The organism is Mesosutterella multiformis, assembly GCF_003402575.1.
GTDB classification, from domain to species: Bacteria; Pseudomonadota; Gammaproteobacteria; order Burkholderiales; family Burkholderiaceae_F; genus Mesosutterella; species Mesosutterella multiformis.
This window is the reverse complement of record NZ_BGZJ01000001.1, coordinates 644162-663375: the sequence shown is the minus strand read 5'-3', so window position 1 is coordinate 663375 and position 19214 is coordinate 644162. Positions and strand designations below refer to the sequence as shown.

Here is a 19214-nt window from a genome sequence, read left to right as displayed (position 1 = left end):
GATCCAGCCTGAACCAACAGCGGGGCTACTTAATGAAAACTTTGAAAGTAGATGTCGTCAATGCGGAAAAGACGGTTTTTTCCGGTGACGCAAAATTCGTTGCTCTGCCCGGTGTTGAAGGCGAATTGGGTGTTCTTCCCGGTCATGTGCCTTTTATTACTCAGATCAAGCCTGGCTTTGTCAGAGTAACTCTTCCGGAATCGGATGAAGTAAGGCGCATTTTCGTGGCTGGCGGCATTCTTGAAGTGCAGCCGAACTCCGTGACCGTTCTGGCCGACACTGCTGTCCGCAGTGAAGATCTGGATGAAGCGAAGGCCAAGAAAGCTCTCGAAGATGCCAAGGCAAAGCGTCAGAATGCAACTGGTTCTCTGGAAATTGCTCGACTCGAGGCCGAAATGCTGGCCCTTACGGCCGAGCTGGCAGAGATCAAGAAGTTGTCTGGCAAGCGCTGATCAGTGCTGATCAACAGCGAGCGAACGGGGCGAAAGCCCCGTTTTTTTTTACCGGATCCGGTTTGGCCCTTCTGGTAAAGTATCTTCACATTTGACCATTCGGTTATAGAAATTTCAGGTGATCTCCCCATGACAGAACTTATTAATGACAATCTTCTCAAGGCGTTGCAGAAGGAACCCGTGCCCTATACGCCGATCTGGCTGATGCGTCAGGCAGGACGGTTCCTTCCGGAGTACCGGGCAACGCGCGAGAAGGCGGGGAGCTTCCTGAATCTGGCCCATTCTCCCGAATACGCCACGGAAGTGACGCTGCAGCCGGTGGATCGCTTTGATCTGGATGCCGCGATTCTCTTCTCCGACATCCTGACAGTGCCCGATGCGATGGGGCTTGGACTGAAATTTGTTCCGGGTGAGGGGCCGGTTTTCGAATCTCCGGTTCAGAGTGAGGAAGCGGTTGTGAAGCTTCACGTCCCCGATGTCGGAACGGATCTGAAGTATGTGACAGACGCGGTGTCGAGCATCCGCAGCGCGCTGCAGGGACGGGTGCCGCTTTTCGGTTTCTCCGGCAGCCCCTTCACGCTTGCCTGCTACATGATTGAAGGACGCGGCAGCCGCAATTTCTTCACCGTGAAGTCGATGATGTATCGCCGTCCGGATCTGTTCCAGAAGGTTATTTCAGTGAATGAGAAGGCGGTGACTGAGTATCTGAATGCCCAGATCGAAGCCGGCGCGCAGGCGATCCAGATTTTTGATACCTGGGGCGGCTGCCTCGCGGACGGGCTCTATCAGCAGTATTCACTCGCGAGTATCCGCAACGTGATCGCGAATCTGACGCGCGAACACGAAGGCCGCCGCGTGCCGGTCGTGGTCTTCACGAAGGGCGGCTCAGTGTGGCTGAAGGATATCGCCTCCTGCGGCGCTGACGCCGTGGGACTCGACTGGACGATGAACCTTGCCCGTGCCCGCGAAGAGGTGAAGGACCGGGTCGCCCTTCAGGGCAATCTTGATCCGGCCGTGCTTCTCTCTGATGAGAAGACGGTGCGCGAAGAGGCTCGTCTCGTGCTCGATGCCTATGGTCCTGTCGGCCAGGGCGGTCATGTCTTCAATCTGGGCCACGGTGTTGATCTCAATACACCGGTGGAACTCGTCCATGCACTCGTTGACGAAGTGCATCACTACAGCCGTCAGTATCACATCTGAAAACGATGACCGTTTCGGAGCAGTTCGCAAGAGTCATTGTTGATGTGCCGGGTCTGCCGGAGCTGGACTATAAGGTCCCGGCGGAACAGCTTCTTGCGGTCGGCGATATCGTCATGGTTCCTGTCGGACGGCAGCAGAAGGCGGGAATTGTGACGGGGCTCCGGCCCTGGACCGATATCGAGAACAAAAGACTGCGGTCAGTGTCCGCAGTTCGATTCGGGATTCCGCCTCTCTCCTCCGAATGGCTGTCGCTCACACGCTTTGCCTCGCACTATTACTGCAGGACGTGGGGTGAGGTCGCTATACCGGCGCTGCCCACCTTCTTCAGAAAGAAGCCCGGCGTCCGTTATCAGTCGTCTCTTGAAAAAATCCGGACACTGCCGGCTCCGGAAAAAAATCCTGCCCCGGCTCCGGCACTGGATCTGAATCCTGAACAGAAAGACGCGATAGCAGCGATTCTGACGGCAAAGGGCTTCCAGACCTGGCTCCTGTTCGGGGTGACGGGGTCCGGGAAGACTGAGATCTACCTTCAGGTCATGCGCCGGGTGCTCGAGCAGTCACCTCAGAATCAGGTGCTTCTGCTGGTTCCGGAAATCAATCTGACGCCGCAGCTCGAAGAGCGTGTCCGGAGCCATTTCGCGGATGAATCTGTCGTCGTGCTGAATTCCGATCTTCCGGACGCTCAGCGGGCGAGATCCTGGCTGGCAGTCCATGAAGGCCGGGCGAGGATTCTGGTCGGCACCCGGATGGCCGCGCTCGCGAGTTTCAGGCAGCTTGCGCTCATCGTGGTGGATGAGGAGCATGACCTTTCCTACAAAGGCGGGGACGGCGCGCGGTATTCTGCGAGGGATCTTTCGGTGAAGCGCGCCCAGAGTCTCGGTATCCCGGTCATTCTGGGGTCTGCCACGCCGTCACTTGAAAGCTGGTCCCGCGCGAGAAGCGGAAGCTACCGGCTTCTCACGCTGTCCCATAAGGCGGTTTCCAAAGCGGAGCCGCCGCGGCTTCGTCTTGTCGATACAAGGACGCTGAAAAAAGGAGAGGTGCTTTCCGAAGAGGTGAAGGAAGCGATCGGGGCAACGCTGCAGAAGCATGAGCAGGTGCTTGTCTATATCAACCGCCGGGGATTCTCTCCGGTGCTGATGTGCCCGTCCTGCGGCTGGAAGTCGGCGTGCCCCCACTGCTCCGCTTTTATGGTCTTTCATAAAGACACGCGAAGCCTGGTCTGCCACCATTGCGGCTATACGCAGCGGGTTCCGGCGCGCTGCCCGGGGTGCGGCGCAGCCGATATCCTCCCGGTCGGTATCGGTACCCAGAGGATTGAAGAGGAAATCGGAAAACTCTGGCCAGACGCCCGGCGTCTGAGAATTGACCGCGATAATTTCAAGACCAAGCGCAGCACCGATAAAGCCTTTCAGGATGTGCATGAGGGGAAGGTCGATATCCTGATCGGAACTCAGATGATCGCGAAGGGGCACGACTTCAAAAAGGTAAGCCTCGTCGTCATTCTGAATATTGACAGTCAGTTGATTTCGACTGATGTCAGAGCCCGGGAGAGAGCATTCGCGACAATGATGCAGGTGTCAGGCCGCGCGGGCCGTGCCGGCCTGAAGAGCGAAGTGCTGGTCGAAACCGCCTTTCCGGATGATGAGATCTTCACTTTCCTCGCGCACCAGGATTATCAGGGCTTTGCGGACCAGATGCTGAAGATCAGAAAGAGGGACGGGGCGCCGCCTTTTGTGTATCAGGCGCTTCTTACCTCTGAGCAGAAGGAGCTGCCCCAGGCGCTTGAGCTTCTCCGTCACGCGGTGGAGACCGGGCTTGAAATTCAGTCGAAACTGCCGGACGGGGGCGGCGTCGCGATTTATGATCCCGTGCCGATGACGATCGTTAAAGTGGCTAACCGAAACCGGGCCCAGCTTCTGATCGAAGGAAGGACCCATCGGGAGCTGCTGCAGTTCCTCAGAGCATGGGTTCAGGTGATCGGTCCCTGCTCGGGAGGCGCCCTCACGCTTGAGGTTGATCCGCAGCGGTATTAAAAAAGAAATTCGCAAAATTCTCCAAATATCCCTATAATTAACTTCTCTGTGCCTCCGTAGTGAAACGGATTTCACGCAGCCCTCCGAAGGCTGAATTGAAGGTTCGACTCCTTCCGGAGGCACCAGGTCACCTGAAGTCGTCTCTTCAATTTTCCCCTTGTTTTTCAATGTCTTCCATCAGGGATACGGCTGTATCCGGAATCTTCATACCTGAAGGATCTGCTCCTGCCGGAGCTTGGCTGAAAGGGATCCATGAATTTCGTTAGACTCTACGAGCGTAATTCCGCATCAATGAGAATAAATTTCTGCAGGCCGCATGACTGAAAAAATGCCAGATCAAAAAAATACGGGAAAGAACCAGACAGACTTTGGCTTCGCCGAAGTAAAAGAAACCGACAAGGAAGAGAAGGTCCGCGAAGTCTTTGATTCCGTCGCGCCGAAGTACGATCTGATGAATGACGTGCTGTCATTTGGCATGCATCGGCTCTGGAAGCATCACACGATTGCCAAAGCGGGTGTTCAGAAGGGATGGAAAGTGCTTGATATCGCCTCCGGCACCGGGGACCTGGCGCTGAAGTTTGCTCAGAATGCCGGTCCGGAAGGGGAAGTGTGGGCGACTGATATCAATCACGAGATGCTCAGGCTCGGCGCACAGCGTTTCCGCCAGGAGGGTGTCAACTGCCGCGTGGCGCTCTGCGACTGCGAGCAGCTCCCTTTCCCGGACAACACTTTTGATGTTGTAACAGTCTCTTTCGGTCTTCGCAATATGACACACAAAGACCGGGCGTTACGGGAAATGTGCCGGGTGACCAAACCCGGCGGACGCGCGATGGTGCTTGAATTCTCGCACTGCGACCGCTGGCTTGCACCTTTTTACGATTTTTACTCTTTTAAATTTATGCCTTGGCTAGGATCTAAGATAGCTGGCGATCACGACAGCTATGAGTACCTGGTCGAGTCTATCCGGCGCTTTCCGGCCCAAGCCGAAGTGGCTGAGCTCATGAAGACGGCAGGATTCTCCACGGTCACGTGGGAAAACCTGACGTTCGGCATCTGCGCTCTCCATATCGGCAGGAAAGCCTGACGTTGCAACTCACTGGTTTGGGCTCATTTTTTCTTAATTAGGAAAGGATATGAAGAAGTTTTTCCCCCTTGTGGCAGCAGGAATCATGGCGCTGGCTCTGGTCACCAATGCAGATGCGGCGCGGCGTTTCGGCGGCGGCGCGAGCTTCGGCCGTCCGGCCCCGGCGCAGATGGCCCCGGCGGGTACCGCTCAGCTTCCTCGTAGCACTCCGCAGCCTCAGGCTGCTCCTCAGCAGCAGAGACCTGCTCCTGCCGCTGCTCCGACCCCTGCGGCTCAGCCGAAGCCGGCCAGCCCGATCCGTAACATGCTGATGGGCGCCGCCGCGGCGCTCGGCATCGCGGCTCTGGCTCACTACCTGGGGCTTGGATCCGGTTTTGCCAGCATTCTGATGCTGATCCTGATCGCTGTTGTGGCGTTTGCCGTGCTGCGCTTCATTTTTGCCCGCCGTCAGACTCCGGTTCAGCGTTCCGCTGATTCGACCGGTACGCTTTCCGGCATGAATTATCAGCGCGAGGAGCCGCCGGCGGCTGCCCCCGCGCCTGCCGCTGAACCGGCGCCCGCTGCCGCTCCGGCCGCTTTCCAGAGCAATGCCCGCCCGGGTTCTGTCCTGGATGAGTTCTCCCAGAAGGCTGCCCAGAACACGATTCCGGCCGGGTTTGATGAAACCGCTTTCGTCGCTGAATGCAAGAAGAACTTCACCCGGCTTCAGGATGCCTGGAGCACCGGCAACGTGCTGCAGCTGAGCGAGTTCTGCACGGATGAAGTCTTCACGGTTCTCACGCATCAGCTCCGCGACCGTAAGGGCGAAGAGCTGAAGATCGCGGTTGAGACGCTCGACGCCAAGCTTCTCGGCGTGATCACGGAAGGCAGCGAGTATGTGGCCGCGGTTCACTTTACCGGCCGACTCAAGGTCTCCGGCGGCAATACGGATGAGATTGAAAACGTGAACGAAGTCTGGTCGCTTACCCGCCCGGTTGAGAACGGAAATCAGGGCTGGCTCCTCGCTGGAATCCAGCAGGTCGAAGCCTGATTTTCAGTACGTTTTTTCACAAGAAGAGGGTGTGTAATTTTTTGTGGGCGGCTCGTTCAAGGTTAATCGATGTAGGGGGTGATTCGGTCACCAAATAGCACAACCAATTCTCTCATAGCGGCACTCCAGTATGGAGAAGGCCGCACCCATCTTTTCTCTACTTTCCGGATTGCCAGAAAGAGAAGTTTCAAAGCAGCCGTTTCAGTAGGGAAAGCAGCTCGGGTCTTAATTACTTTTCTTAGATCCCGATTAAGGCTCTCTATGGCATTGGTTGTATAAATAAGTCTGCGGATATTTGGGGAAAAATCAAAGAAGGGGATCACCTTATCCCAGGAATCGATCCACTGTTTGGCGATGTAAGGGTATCTGAGCCCCAGTTCCGACTGTGCAAAAGCGTCCAGTTCCTTCCGCGCATCAGCCGCGTTTACGGCCCGGTAAATGGGCTTCAGCGCGCCGGCTACGGCCTTGTAATCCTTATATCCGACGAATTTCAGACTGTTCCTGATCAGGTGAACAATGCAGGTCTGCAGCAGAGTGTTGGGAAAGGCAGCTTCAAGCGCCTCCTTCATTCCCTTGAGTCCGTCTGTGACAGCAATCAGAATATCAGACACCCCCCTGTTTTTGAGTTCAGTGAAGACCTTAAGCCAATATTTTGCGCTTTCGTTATCAGCGACCCACATCCCCAAAACTTCCTTGCGGCCCTGGGCGTTTACGCCCAAGGCAAGATGGACCGCTTTCGGGGTAACAATGCCATTATCACCTCGGATTTTGACTCGAATAGCGTCAAAGAAAACAGTTGTATAAAACGGATCCAGAGGACGGTTCTGCCATTTTTCAACCTCAGGAAGGATGGCGTCCGTAACATCGCTGATAAATTCGGCACTGGTCTCCATACCGTATTCATCATAGAGAAAGCCTTGAATTTCCCGGGTTGAGAGCCCTCTGGCGTACAAGGCCAGAACCTTGTCCTCAAACCCCGCCAGCTGGCGTTTATGCTTAGGAACGACCCTCGGCTCAAACTCTCCCTTGCGGTCTCTGGGTACGTCAATACGGATATTTCCAAGGCTGGACGATTTGAGGGTTTTCGAACTATGCCCGTTACGCTCATTTTCGGTGACACGTTTACCGCCTCTTTCGTAACCGAGATGATTGGTCATTTCACCGTCAAGCATTTGAGTCAGCAGCCGACCGAGCATATGGGCCATAAGATTTTCCGCATCCTCTGCGGTATTAATCTCAAGCCCGGATTTCTTGGCGTTTTCTAAAATCTGTCCTGCAACACTATCCAAGGGGTCTGTCTTTCGTTTCATTTGAGGCTCCTCCAAGAGCAATTATCTCAGAGTCACCCACAAAATTTTCCTCACCCTCCACAAGAAACCCGGCAGAAAAATCTGCCGGGTTTTTTCTTTTGAAAAAGAGTAAAAATATGCTGAGGAAACACAGTGTTCTGCACGTTTTTTGATCGCTGCCATCCCCTATTTTTTTCACTCATTTCCTAAAGTTTGATCTCGATGAAACTTTGGGACATTTTTCGGGGTATTTGGGGCCTCAGCGGGTTCACATTTTTCGTGTGATTCTTAAAATCCACGCACGCTTTTATTAGGAATATTTTTTCCGGCAACTCTTCGTTTTTCACGGGGGATATGGGGCAATGTCTCTGATTGGTTTTGTAATGCTCTATATGGCCGTTTCCATCGGAATCGGTCTCTATGCCGCAACTCGCGTTAAAACGACGCAGGACTACGCTCTTGCTGGTCGTTCACTGCCGCTAGCCATGGTAATTACTGCTACGTTCGCTACGTGGTTCGGCTCTGAAACGGTGCTGGGTCTTCCCGGTCGTTTTATTGAGGGCGGAATTGCCGGAGTGATCGAGGAGCCGTTCGGCTCCGGTATGGCACTTATTCTTGTCGGCGCGTTCTTTGCCGGCAAGCTCTACAAGATGAACCTTCTCACGATCGGCAGCTTCTACCGCCATCGCTATGGGAAGGGCGTTGAACTCGCGTGCTCGATTTTCATCATCCTCTCTTACCTCGGATGGGTGGCGGCTCAGGTCTCCGCTCTCGGCCTCGTGCTGAACCTGGTAACGGAAGGTGCGATTTCGGTGACGCTCGGCATGGTGATCGGTACGCTGGTCGTGCTGCTTTACACGATGTACGGCGGCATGTGGTCCGTTGCGCTGACTGACTTCTTCCAGATGATTCTGATTGTCGTCGGCCTCGTTGTGATCGCTTTCGTGGCGGGTGACATGGCGGGCGGCGCGGATAAGGTGATTACCTACGCGAATAACCGTCATCTTTTCCACGCGCTTCCTGAAATGTCGGTTCACGGCTGGCTCTTCTGGATTTCCGCTGCCATGACGATGATGATCGGTTCCATTCCGCAGCAGGACGTGTTCCAGCGCGTGATGTCCGCGAAGTCCGGGAAGATCGCTGTTGCCGGCCCGATTATCGGCGGCGTGTTCTACATCTTCTTCGCGATGGTGCCGATGTTCATTGTGGTGGCTTCGATCCTTGTGATGCCGGATGTGTCCGGCCGCATGCTCGCTGAAGATCCGCAGCAGCTTCTGCCGACGATGATCCGCGATTACATGCCGATGTGGCTCCGTGTCCTCTTCTTCGGCGCTGTGCTCTCGGCTGTGATGTCGACCGCTTCCGCGACGATCCTCGCTCCGTCGACCACCTTTGTGGAAAACGTGCTGAAGAACTTCACGCACATCAGCGAGAAGAACGAAATCCGCACGATGCGCGCCACGGTTCTGGTGTTCACGCTGCTCGTCCTCGTGTATGCCCTCTCGGTTGAAGGCACGGCGATTTATGACATGGTGGCCATGGCTTACCAGTTCCCGGTGGTCGGCGCTTTCTGGCCGCTCGTGATGGGCCTCTACTGGAAGAAGGCGACCCGCCTCGGCGCGATTTCGTCGATCCTCCTTGGCGGCGCGACCTGGATCATCCTCACGGTGACCCCGCTTGGCGAAGTCTTCCCGAGCGTGCTTGGCGGCTTCATCGTGGCTGGCATCGGCATGATCGGCGGTTCCCTGATCCCGGTGAAGTCCAACCGCCGCTATGTTGCCCTCTGGGCCCGCGAAAGCAAGCGCGTGGAGTATCGCGCTGTGACGGCCCGCTGAGACTGAGGGCCGGCCTCCGGCCCTGCTGCTTTGGCATTGAAAGGCGTCTTTCCATGGAGAAAGGCGCCTTTCTTATTTAGAATGTTTCCGATTGAGTATTCCGTTTTGGCTAGGGCGAATCGCTGAGACAGCTGAAACCGGAGTCAAGAGGTCCGCAGGACTGCGGGGTTGTTGAACCAGAAGAATGAAATCGGGAGCGGCTTCCGGCCGGTCTCCTGGGAAGAAAACAAATGAATATCGTGATTTTGGCGGCAGGCAAGGGTACGCGCATGCATTCGGATCTGCCGAAGGTGCTTCAGCCTGTTGCCGGAGAGCCGATGGTGTCCCGCGTTATCCGCACTGCCTCCGCGCTGAGCCCCGCCCGCACTGTCGTCGTGATCGGCCATGGGAGTGAACGCGTCAAAGCGGCTCTCGCAGAGATTTCCGAGATCCGGTTCGCAGAGCAGAAAGCGCTTCTGGGTACCGGTGACGCATTGCGCTGTGCGCTTTCAGAGCTTGATCCCGCGGAAAAGCAGACTCTCGTGCTTGTGGGCGATGTGCCGCTGATCCGCGCTGAGTCGCTTTCGAAGTTCTGCGAAGCCACTGGAAACGGTGTCGGCATTCTGACTGTTGAGCTCGCTGATCCCACGGGGTACGGCCGCATTGTGAAGCAGAACGGCCAGGTAACCCGAATCGTCGAGCAGAAGGACGCGTCGCCCGAAGAGCTGTCGATCCACGAAATAAACACCGGTATCATGGCTCTTCCGACCGAGCGGCTCAGCGACTGGTGCGGCCGCATGACGAACAATAACGCGCAGCACGAGTTCTACCTGACCGATTTCATCGAGTTCGCCGTGAAGGATGGCGTCCCGGTGACGTCCTTCCCGGTGAGTGACGAGGCTGAGGTGATGGGGGTGAACAGCAAGAGGCAGCTAGCCTGTGCAGAGCGTGCCCTGCAGAAGCGTCTCGCGGAGGAGCTGCTTGACGCCGGTGTCACGCTGCCGGATCCTGCCCGGATTGATATCCGCGGCACCCTCAGGTGTGGACGCGATGTCTTTATTGATGTCGGCTGTGTTTTCGAGGGGGATGTGGTGCTCGGTGACCGGGTTCATGTGGGTCCCTACTGCGTCATCCGCAATACCCGGGTAGAGGCTGACACGGTGATCCAGGCGTTCACACATTCTGACGGCGCTGTGGTCGGTGAGGAAGCGAAGGTCGGCCCCTTCACCCGGCTGCGTCCGGGGGCAGAGCTTGGCCGCGAAACCCATATTGGCAACTTCTGCGAAATCAAGAAATCCACGATCGGCACGGCGAGCAAGGTGAATCACCTCTCTTACATCGGCGACACGACGATGGGATCCGGTGTCAATATCGGTGCCGGCACGATTACCTGCAATTACGACGGTGTGAATAAGTTCCGGACGGTGATCGGTGATGACGCCTTCATCGGGTCCGATACGCAGCTCGTCGCTCCGGTCGAAGTGGGGAAGGGGGCGACACTCGGCGCCGGCACAACCCTGACCCGAAATGCTCCGGAAGGTAAACTAACTCTTTCCCGGGCCCGCCAGGTCACGATCGACGGCTGGCATCGTCCCGTAAAGAAATAAGGAACAAAGATATGTGCGGTATTGTTGCGGCTTCCAGCCGCCGGAATATCACTCCGATCCTGCTTGAAGGCCTGCGGCGGCTTGAGTACCGCGGCTATGACTCCTGCGGCATCGCGGTGATTGAGTCCGACGGCGCGTTTCACCGGGCCCGTACGGTTCAGCGCGTTGCGAGCCTGATCCGTCAGGCTGATGAGGAAAAGCTTTCAGGCGGTGTCGGTATTGCCCACACCCGGTGGGCAACGCATGGAGCGCCTGAGGTCCGGAACGCCCATCCGATGATTTCGCACGACACGATCGCGCTCGTCCATAACGGCATTATTGAAAACTATGCCGAACTGAAGGCGGAGCTCGTGTCTGAGGGATATGAGTTCACGAGTCAGACGGATACCGAGGTGATTGCGCATCTCGTCTACCGTTACTTTGAAGGCAATCTGCTCGATGCCGTGGCGAAGGCTGTGTCGCGTCTCCGCGGCAGTTTCGGTCTGGCTGTCTGCTGCACGAAGCAGCCTGACGTGGTGGTAGGTGCCCGCCGCGGCTCTCCGCTCGTCATGGGGCTCGGGGATAAGGAGAACTTCCTCGCCTCTGACGTGCTTGCGCTCGCGGGCGTGACGGAACGGTTTATTTTCCTTGAGGAAGGCGATATTGCTGAAATTACGCCTGACTCTGCCCGGATTTTCCGCGCGACGGAGGATGGTCGCGCGGTTCCGGTTGACCGTGAGGTGAAGATCGTTTCGGCTCACGATAACGACGTCGCGCTTGGACCGTACCGTCACTATATGCAGAAGGAAATTTTCGAGCAGCCGCGCGCGATCGCTGACACCCTGGAGGGGGTGGCCGGCATCACGCCTTCGATTTTCGGCGCTGACGCGGAGTCGGTGTTCCGGAAAGTGAACCGGATTCTGATTCTGGGTTGCGGCACGAGTTTCTACGCGGGTCTTACCGCGAAATACTGGCTTGAAGCGATTGCCGGCATTCCGTGTGATGTGGAGATCGCGAGTGAATACCGCTACCGCGTGTCGGTTCCTCATGAGGATCAGCTGGTGGTCTGCATTTCCCAGTCGGGAGAAACATCAGATACGCTTTCCGCGCTGGAACACGCGAAGTCGCTCGGCATGCATATGACGCTCGCGATCTGCAATGTCGCGACGTCCGCTCTGGTTCACAACACCAAGCTGCATTACATCACGCGCGCCGGTGCCGAGATCGGAGTGGCCTCCACGAAAGCCTTTACGACGCAGCTCGCCGCACTTTACCTGATGACGCTCGTCTTCGCGAAGATGCGCGGCCGACTGACTCCGGAGGACGAGGTGACGCGTCTCGCGAGCCTCCGCCATGTGCCGGCAGCCATTCAGTCAGTGCTTGCGCTCGAGCCTCAGATCATGGGGTTCGCTGATATCTTCGCCTCAAAGCAGAATGCGCTTTTCCTTGGCCGCGGAATCCACTATCCGGTGGCGCTTGAAGGCGCTCTGAAGCTGAAGGAAATCAGCTACATCCACGCCGAGGCCTATCCGGCCGGGGAACTGAAGCACGGTCCCCTTGCGCTCGTAGACTCCTCAATGCCGGTTGTTACGGTGGCGCCGAATGACCGTCTGCTTGAAAAGCTGAAGGCCAACATGGCTGAAGTAAGCGCCCGCGGGGGAGAGCTCTACGTCTTCGCGGACGCGGGCTCCTCGATCGATCCGAGTGACCGTATGCATGTGATCAGGCTTCCCGAGAATTACGGCGATCTCTCGCCGCTTCTTTACGTCGTCGCGCTTCAGCTCCTTGCCTATCACACCGCAATCGTGAGAGGAACGGACGTCGATAAACCGAGAAATCTCGCGAAATCCGTGACAGTGGAATAACTCCAGACCGGATGCCAGACTGAAAAGCCGTGTCCCGAAAAGAAGGGACACGGCTTTTTTATTTTTAAGGGTTATTACTTACACTTACAGTCTCAGTCAGAATTTAAACCTGCTTACAATGCTCAAAGTTATAACTGAGCGTTCGTTCAGCTTTTCTCGGCGCGCGGGGGCATTGTACCCTCTGAGATGCTCCCGGTAAGAAAACTGATTAATTAAACGCTTGAATTCATTTAATAAACACTACTATAAAGAGTCAAAGTCGTGGGGATCATGCAAATGAAGGTACGACAGATATCCAAATTTACAGCCCTTGCCCTTTCCGTCATCGCCGCAGTGTCGATGACCGCTGGCTGCAGCAAGCAGTCCGCAGGGCCTGGAGCTGGGGCCGCCGCCGCGGCCGCGCACGCGGTGCCGGTTAATGTCGTGACAGTTGAGCCGCATCCGGTACAGGTTCAGGAACAGATTTCAGGCCGTACGGTGTCCTACCGGATCGCCGAAGTCCGTCCTCAGGTAAACGGCGTGCTGCAGAAGCGGCTGTTTACCGAAGGACAGATGGTGAAGGCCGGTCAGCCGCTTTATCAGATTGACGCGTCGGTCTATAACGCGAATGTGCAGAGCGCCAAGGCGTCTCTCGCCCAGGCTGAGGCAGCGCTTGCGCTCGCCCGCGCCAACGCGGCCCGTTCCGCTACCCTGGTGAAGGAGAACGCGGTTTCGAAGCAGTCGGACGATACGGCTCAGGCCCAGGTCCGTACTGATGAAGCTGCCGTGAAGGCTGCCCGCGCGGCCCTCACTAACGCTCAGATCAATGTTCAGTACACATACGTCCGGGCTCCTATTTCCGGCCGTGTATCGATTTCCGAAGTGACGCCTGGCGCCCTGATGACGGCTTATCAGTCGCAGCGCATGACGGTGATTCATCAGCTCGATCCGATCTATGTGGACGTCCAGCGGACGACTGCCGAGCTCCTGAAGCTGCGTGAGGAACTCGCCTCCGGCCGTCTGAAGAAGCTTTCCGACGGCTCCACGCCGGTGAAGATCATGCTTGAGGACGGCACGGTGTACCCGATCACGGGCAAGCTGACGTTCCAGGGCGTTTCGGTCGGCACGGATACCGGTACGGTTACGCTCCGCGCCGAATTCCCGAATCCGAAGGGCACGCTCCTTCCTGGCATGTATGTCCGCGCGGTTCTCCCGAGCGGCGATATTCCCCAGGCCATTACGCTGAACCAGCACGCTGTGATGCGCGATATGCGCGGCGATCCGTATGTCTTTGTGGTGAATAAGGACAACAAGGTTGAGCAGCGCGCGATCAAGACGGGCGAAGCGATCGGTGATCAGTGGATCGTGAATTCCGGTCTTAATGCGGGCGACCGTGTGATCGTTGAAGGTATCGGCAAGGTCCGCCCTGGTGCGCTCGTCGCTCCGTCTGAAGGCTCTGCCGCGGCTTCCGCTCCCGCCGCCTCTGCCCCGGCTTCAGCTCCTGCCTCTTCCGCAGCCGCTCAGACCGCCTCGCATTAATCGACGGGGGAAATAGAAATGTCTCGTTTCTTTATTGACCGGCCGATTTTTGCATGGGTCATCGCGCTCGTGCTGATGCTGGCTGGCGCGCTGTCGATCTTCACCATGCCGGTGTCGCAGTATCCGCAGATCGCGCCGCCTCAGGTGACGGTGGTCGCGAACTACCCGGGCGCTTCGGCTGAAACGCTGCAGAACACCGTTACTCAGGTGATTGAGCAGCAGATGGTCGGTCTCGACGGCCTGATCTATATGAGCAATGAATCGAACGGCACCGGCCGTATGTCGATGACGCTCACGTTTGCTCCGGGCACGAACGCTGATATCGCTCAGGTTCAGGTGAATAACAAGCTCTCTATGGCTGAAGCCATGCTGCCGGAAGCGGTGACCCGCCTTGGCATCCAGGTGCAGAAGTCCACGGCGAGCTTCCTCATGGTGGTGGGCTTCACCTCCGATGACGGCAGCCTGAACGCGGGTGACCTTGGCGACTATCTGGTGAATACCATTCAGGACCCGGTCTCCCGTATTACGGGGGTCGGTCAGACGACGGTGTTCGGCGCCTCTTACGCCATGCGTGTCTGGCTTGATCCGCATAAGCTCTACGCCTACGGCCTCACGGCAACTGACGTGGTGACAGCGATTCAGGCTCAGAACGCTCAGGTGACGGCCGGCCAGCTTGGCGGTCTGCCTCACCCGAAGGATAAGCCTGTGGAGCTGAACGCAACCATCACGGCGCAGTCCCTCCTGAAGACGGTTCCTGAGTTCCAGCGTGTCATCGTGAAGACTGCCTCTGACGGTACCGTTGTCCGGCTGAGCGACGTGGCCCGCATTGAGCTGGGCCGCCAGTCCTACGATGTGGTTGGTTCCTATAACGGTGTGCCGTCCTCCGGTATCGCGATTTATCTGTCCGCCGGCGCAAACGCTATTCAGACGGCTGACGCGGTGAAAGCGAAGATCACGGAACTGAGCCGCTACTTCCCGCAGCACATGAAGGTCGTTTATCCGTATGAGACGACGCCTTTCGTGAAGGCCGCCATGAAGGAAGTGGTGAAGACGCTGATCGAGGCAATCATCCTCGTGATCATCGTGATGTTCCTCTTCCTGCAGAACTGGCGCGCGACGCTCATTCCGACCGTGGCCGTGCCGGTGGTGTTGCTCGGTACATTCGCCATTCTGAAGGCAACAGGCTTTACGCTCAACATGCTGACAATGTTCGGCCTTGTGCTGGCGATCGGTCTGCTGGTGGACGATGCCATTGTGGTGGTGGAGAACGTCGAGCGTGTGATGCGTGAAGACGGAACCGATGCCAGAACGGCAACGATCAAATCGATGACGCAGATTACCGGGGCACTGGTCGGTGTGGCCATGGTGCTGTCTGCTGTGTTCATCCCGATGGCGTTCTTCGGCGGTTCGACCGGCGTGATTTACCGTCAGTTCTCAATCACGATCGTGTCAGCCATGCTGCTCTCAGTGCTGGTGGCATTGAGTCTGACACCGGCGCTCTGCGCATCGATTCTGAAGCCGATTGACAATAATCACCTGCATAAGGGCGGTTTCTTCGGTGCCTTTAACCGCGGGTTCGAACGCGTGTCGACTTGGGTGCGTGATCTCGTGCTCTGGACGCATCACCACATTGCTCTGACGTTTGTCGGCTACGCCGTCATCTGGGCCTGCGTGATCTTCGGCTTCATGAAACTGCCGGGATCCTTTGTTCCGGATGAGGATCAGGGTTCACTGATGTTCACGGTGCAGACACCTGCAGGCAGCACGCAGGAGCATGTCACGAAGGCTGAAGATGCGATCCGCAATTACTTCCTGAAAACTCGTAAGGATGTAACGGATTCTGTCTTCCAGGTGGCGGGCTTCTCGCTTGCCGGCGGCGGTCAGAATATGGGTCTCGGCTTCGTCAAGCTGAAGGACTGGGCTGACCGTACGGCGGCAGGCACGGATCCGCAGACTGTCGCGCTGAAGGCGAATATCGCGCTCTCGCAGTACAAGGACGCGCAGATCATCTTCTTCGCTCCGCCTGCTATTCCGGAACTCGGTATTGCTGACGGCTTTGATATGTATATCGAAGACCGCGGCGGCCAGGGCCATCAGAAACTGATGGAGGTCCGTAACCAGTTCCTCGGCATGGCTAACCAGGATCCGAGACTGCGTCTCGTCCGTCCGAACGGCATGGAAGATACGCCTCAGTACAAGCTTGAAATGGACCGTGAGAAGCTTCAGTCCTACGGTATTTCGCTGGATGCGGCGAACACGGTGCTTAGCACTGTCTGGGGCGGTTCCTACGTGAACCTCTTCATTGACCGTGAGCGTGTGAAGCGCGTTTACGTGCAGGGCGATCCGGACTACCGCATGGCGGCCGCCGATCTGTCCCAGTGGTACGTGAGAAACAGCTCCGGCGGGCTTGTGCCGTTCTCGGCATTCTCGACCGGCAGCTGGACCTCAGGTTCTCCGCGTCTGGAGCGCTTCAACGCGAATCCGGCCGTGAACATTCAGGGTAACGCGGCTGTCGGCGTTTCCTCCGGTACGGCTATGCAGGCGGTTGAAGAGATCGCGAGCAAGCTCCCGAGCGGGTTCTCGATCGAATGGAACGGCGTTTCCTATCAGGAAAAGATGGCGAGCCAGGCGGCCGCTCCGCTTTACGCGCTGTCTCTGCTCGTCGTGTTCCTCTGCCTTGCCGCACTGTATGAATCCTGGACGATTCCGATCTCCATCATTCTCGTGGTGCCGACAGGCGTGCTGGGCGCGCTTGCGATGACGGCGCTCCTCGGGGGTCACAACGACGTGTACTTCCAGGTGGGCATGCTGACAACAATCGGCCTGGTGTCTAAGAACGCCATTCTGATTGTGGAATTCGCGAAGATGCTTTACGACGCAGGTGAAGACCTGATAACAGCGTCGCTCGATGCCGTGAAGCTGCGCTTCCGCCCGATTGTGATGACGTCACTCGCCTTCGGCCTCGGTGTTGTGCCGCTCGTGCTCGCGCACGGTGCCGGCGCCGGCGCTCAGAACGCAATCGGTATGGCTGTGCTCGGCGGCATTATCACGGGCACGATCCTCTGCGTGGGCTTCGTCCCGATGTTCTACGTGGTGGTGAATCGTCTCTTCCGCACCCGCCGCCGTCAGCTGCCGGAAGATGTTAAAGAGAATGTTCAGGAGAAGTAATTCATGTCTGAAAAAGTTTTTGCTCCGCGTCTCGCGCGTCGGACGTTTTTAGCGGCCAGCGCGGCCTCTGCCGCGCTCATGCTGACAGGCTGCCTGAACCTTGCTCCGCGCTATGAGAAGCCGGCCGCCCCGACTGAAACCAGTCAGGACTGGGCGGTCTCACCCCGGGATGCCGGGGTGAAGGAAGGGGAGCTCGTCACCTGGGATAAGTTCTTCCTCGATGAACGGCTCCGCAAGGTGATTGAACTTGCGCTTGCGAATAATCGCGATCTGCGTCAGTCGATGCTCGAAGTGGAACGCCTGCGGGCGCTCTACCGGGTGTCGCGCGCCGAGCTCTTCCCGACGGTCGGGGCTCAGGCGTCCGCCACGCAGTCGCGCTCTTCGATTGACGCGATCCAGCCTGGCTACCCGCGTCACTCGCACGTCTATGCGGCGAACCTCGCGATGTCTTCCTATGAGATTGATTTCTTCGGGAAGATCCGCAATATGAATGAGCAGGCCCTGCAGGCGTTCTTCGCTGGCGAAGACGCCCGCCGCAGTGCCCAGAACACGCTGATCGCCGAAGTGGCGACCGAGTGGCTCTCGATCGGCGCGGACCAGGCCAATCTTGACCTTGCCCGCCGTACGCTCGAAAGCCAGACGGCCTCCTACGGTCTCGTGGAAAAGAGCTACAACGCCGGTGCCTCAAACCGCCTCGAACTGAACCAGGCGAAGGAAACTGTGGCAACGGCGAAGATCGCCGTTCAGACGGCGATCGCGAGCCTCGAGCAGGACCAGAACGCGCTGCGTCTCCTCGTGGGAGCTGAAGTGCCTGCCGATCTCCTTCCGAAGAAGATCGAGCTCGGCGCGACGCTGCCCGCCACGATGCCGGCCGGACTCCCCTCGCAGGTGCTGCTGCGCCGTCCGGACATTTCGTCCGCTGAACGCAGCCTCCGCTCCGCGAACGCCAATATCGGTGTTGCCCGTGCCGCGTTCTTCCCGAGCATTACGCTCACGAGCTCGATCGGCACGCTCTCCACCGATATGTCGAACCTCTTCAAGGGCGGCCGCGGCACGTGGTCCTTTGCCCCGGCGATTTCGCTCCCGATCTTTACGGGCGGCGCGAATGAAGCCAATCTTGAAGCGGCGAAGATCTATCAGAAGGAACAGGTCGCCGCTTACGAGAAGGCTATTCAGACGGCGTTCCGCGAAGTGAATGACGCGCTTTCCACGGAGAGCACGATCACGAAGCGCGTGGAAGCGCAGGATGAAATGGTGAAGGCCGCTGAAGCTGCCTACGATGTGGCGGATCTCCGCTATAAGCACGGCGTGGATAACTTCCTTGCGGTGCTCGACTCGCAGCGCACGATGTTCTCCGCGCAGCAGGCTCAGATTTCCACCCGCCTCGCCCGCGCTGTCAGCATTGTGACGCTCTACAAGGTGCTGGGCGGCGGTCAGGAAATCGCCCCCCCAGCCTGAACAGGGAGGCAAGAAGCCGTTATGAGCACTTCTTCCGGAAGATCGAGAGTCTGCCCAAAGGCAGCACAGCGTCGTGAAGAAATTCTCGACGCCGCTATCCGCTGCTTCCGGGAGAAGGGCTTCCACGCCGCCAGCATGAGCTCCATCGCGAAGGCGTTTGGAATGAGCGCAGGCCACATCTACAACTACTTCGACAGCAAGGAAGACGTCATCGAAGCGATTGTGAACCGGTGGCTTGATAACTACATTCACACCATCCGAATCCGGTGGAATCCGGATCCGGATATCCATCGCGAAGAGGTTCAGGAGAGCATTGGTCAGCAGATCGAGGATCGCCTGACCTGCGGAGACCGCGCTCTGATGTTCGAAATTGCGGCTGAAAGCTTCCGCAATAAAAAGATCGCGGAGTGCATCCGGAGAGCGGACCGCGCGGGGCGTAAACACCTGATGGAGCAGGCGGTGGCCTGTTACCGTGAGCACGGTGTTGAGCCGCCGGCTGATCTGGAAAAGCGCCTTGTGGTGGTTGGGGCCTTCCTCGACGGACTCGTGTTTTATACCGGCATGGATCCGGAGTTTGAGCCGAAGACCGTACTTCCGATCCTAACGGATATCCTGCTTTATCTTGAGAAGAATGACGGGAAACCGTCAGCCAAGGGAAAAGCGGAAAAAGAAGCATAAAAAAAGCGCCAGTTCATTGAACTGGCGCTTTTCATT

General features: G+C 57.4%; 13 protein-coding genes and 1 tRNA gene. 13 read left to right on the top strand and 1 reads right to left on the bottom strand.

The window, feature by feature from the left end:
* The first annotated feature begins 32 nt into the window (after positions 1–32).
* The 6 genes from M4NBBH2_RS03135 (at position 33) to M4NBBH2_RS03110 (ending at position 5802) form a co-directional block, all read left to right on the top strand.
* Positions 33–452 (top strand): F0F1 ATP synthase subunit epsilon, encoded by a 420-nt coding sequence (locus tag M4NBBH2_RS03135; RefSeq protein WP_022442734.1) that lies wholly within the window; start codon positions 33–35, stop codon positions 450–452.
* Between the two features lie 129 nt (positions 453–581).
* Positions 582–1652, top strand: a complete 1071-nt coding sequence (gene hemE / locus M4NBBH2_RS03130; protein ID WP_116269661.1) for a uroporphyrinogen decarboxylase — start codon at positions 582–584, stop codon at positions 1650–1652.
* A gap of 5 nt (positions 1653–1657) precedes the next feature.
* Positions 1658–3688: a replication restart helicase PriA gene (gene priA / locus M4NBBH2_RS03125; RefSeq protein ID WP_116269660.1), complete on the top strand. Its 2031-nt coding sequence runs from the start codon at positions 1658–1660 to the stop codon at positions 3686–3688.
* A gap of 50 nt (positions 3689–3738) precedes the next feature.
* Positions 3739–3813: transfer RNA gene (locus M4NBBH2_RS03120), tRNA-Arg, on the top strand.
* 191 nt (positions 3814–4004) lie between these two features.
* Complete coding sequence (ubiE, locus tag M4NBBH2_RS03115; protein WP_022444205.1) at positions 4005–4772, top strand: bifunctional demethylmenaquinone methyltransferase/2-methoxy-6-polyprenyl-1,4-benzoquinol methylase UbiE; 768 nt, start codon at positions 4005–4007, stop codon at positions 4770–4772.
* 49 nt (positions 4773–4821) lie between these two features.
* On the top strand, positions 4822–5802 hold the full coding sequence (locus M4NBBH2_RS03110; protein WP_116269659.1) for a Tim44 domain-containing protein: 981 nt from the start codon (positions 4822–4824) through the stop codon (positions 5800–5802).
* A gap of 62 nt (positions 5803–5864) precedes the next feature.
* Here M4NBBH2_RS03110 and M4NBBH2_RS03105 read toward each other — a convergent pair whose 3' ends face one another.
* On the bottom strand, positions 5865–7112 hold the full coding sequence (locus M4NBBH2_RS03105; protein WP_116269219.1) for an IS256 family transposase: 1248 nt from the start codon (positions 7110–7112) through the stop codon (positions 5865–5867).
* A 341-nt stretch (positions 7113–7453) separates the two neighbouring features.
* Here M4NBBH2_RS03105 and M4NBBH2_RS03100 point away from each other — a divergent pair, with 341 nt between their 5' ends.
* The 7 genes from M4NBBH2_RS03100 to M4NBBH2_RS03070 all read left to right on the top strand — a co-directional run bounded on the left by M4NBBH2_RS03100 (position 7454) and on the right by M4NBBH2_RS03070 (position 19178).
* A complete protein-coding gene (locus tag M4NBBH2_RS03100) occupies positions 7454–8926 on the top strand; it encodes a high affinity choline transporter 1 (RefSeq protein WP_116269658.1) in 1473 nt (490 codons plus the stop codon).
* 230 nt (positions 8927–9156) lie between these two features.
* Complete coding sequence (glmU, locus tag M4NBBH2_RS03095) at positions 9157–10512, top strand: bifunctional UDP-N-acetylglucosamine diphosphorylase/glucosamine-1-phosphate N-acetyltransferase GlmU (RefSeq protein WP_116269657.1); 1356 nt, start codon at positions 9157–9159, stop codon at positions 10510–10512.
* 11 nt (positions 10513–10523) lie between these two features.
* On the top strand, positions 10524–12356 hold the full coding sequence (glmS, locus tag M4NBBH2_RS03090; protein WP_116269656.1) for a glutamine--fructose-6-phosphate transaminase (isomerizing): 1833 nt from the start codon (positions 10524–10526) through the stop codon (positions 12354–12356).
* Between the two features lie 276 nt (positions 12357–12632).
* Complete coding sequence (locus M4NBBH2_RS03085) at positions 12633–13874, top strand: efflux RND transporter periplasmic adaptor subunit (RefSeq protein WP_238691367.1); 1242 nt, start codon at positions 12633–12635, stop codon at positions 13872–13874.
* Between the two features lie 18 nt (positions 13875–13892).
* A complete protein-coding gene (locus M4NBBH2_RS03080) occupies positions 13893–17042 on the top strand; it encodes an efflux RND transporter permease subunit (RefSeq protein WP_116269655.1) in 3150 nt (1049 codons plus the stop codon).
* A gap of 3 nt (positions 17043–17045) precedes the next feature.
* Entirely contained in the window at positions 17046–18500 is a 1455-nt protein-coding gene (locus tag M4NBBH2_RS03075; RefSeq protein WP_116269654.1) for an efflux transporter outer membrane subunit, read from the top strand.
* A 21-nt stretch (positions 18501–18521) separates the two neighbouring features.
* Positions 18522–19178 (top strand): TetR/AcrR family transcriptional regulator, encoded by a 657-nt coding sequence (locus M4NBBH2_RS03070; RefSeq protein ID WP_116269653.1) that lies wholly within the window; start codon positions 18522–18524, stop codon positions 19176–19178.
* Positions 19179–19214 lie beyond the last annotated feature (36 nt).

Bases quoted from the DNA above. Each gene is read 5' to 3' on its own strand.
- M4NBBH2_RS03135 (WP_022442734.1), top strand. From the start codon at position 33: ATGAAAACTTTGAAAGTAGATGTCGTCAATGCGGAAAAGACGGTTTTT.
- M4NBBH2_RS03100 (WP_116269658.1), top strand. From the start codon at position 7,454: ATGTCTCTGATTGGTTTTGTAATGCTCTATATGGCCGTTTCCATCGGA.
- M4NBBH2_RS03075 (WP_116269654.1), top strand. From the start codon at position 17,046: ATGTCTGAAAAAGTTTTTGCTCCGCGTCTCGCGCGTCGGACGTTTTTA.
- glmS (WP_116269656.1), top strand. From the start codon at position 10,524: ATGTGCGGTATTGTTGCGGCTTCCAGCCGCCGGAATATCACTCCGATC.
- M4NBBH2_RS03110 (WP_116269659.1), top strand. From the start codon at position 4,822: ATGAAGAAGTTTTTCCCCCTTGTGGCAGCAGGAATCATGGCGCTGGCT.
- M4NBBH2_RS03080 (WP_116269655.1), top strand. From the start codon at position 13,893: ATGTCTCGTTTCTTTATTGACCGGCCGATTTTTGCATGGGTCATCGCG.
- M4NBBH2_RS03070 (WP_116269653.1), top strand. From the start codon at position 18,522: ATGAGCACTTCTTCCGGAAGATCGAGAGTCTGCCCAAAGGCAGCACAG.
- M4NBBH2_RS03085 (WP_238691367.1), top strand. From the start codon at position 12,633: ATGAAGGTACGACAGATATCCAAATTTACAGCCCTTGCCCTTTCCGTC.
- glmU (WP_116269657.1), top strand. From the start codon at position 9,157: ATGAATATCGTGATTTTGGCGGCAGGCAAGGGTACGCGCATGCATTCG.
- ubiE (WP_022444205.1), top strand. From the start codon at position 4,005: ATGACTGAAAAAATGCCAGATCAAAAAAATACGGGAAAGAACCAGACA.
- hemE (WP_116269661.1), top strand. From the start codon at position 582: ATGACAGAACTTATTAATGACAATCTTCTCAAGGCGTTGCAGAAGGAA.
- priA (WP_116269660.1), top strand. From the start codon at position 1,658: ATGACCGTTTCGGAGCAGTTCGCAAGAGTCATTGTTGATGTGCCGGGT.
- M4NBBH2_RS03105 (WP_116269219.1), bottom strand. From the start codon at position 7,112: ATGAAACGAAAGACAGACCCCTTGGATAGTGTTGCAGGACAGATTTTA.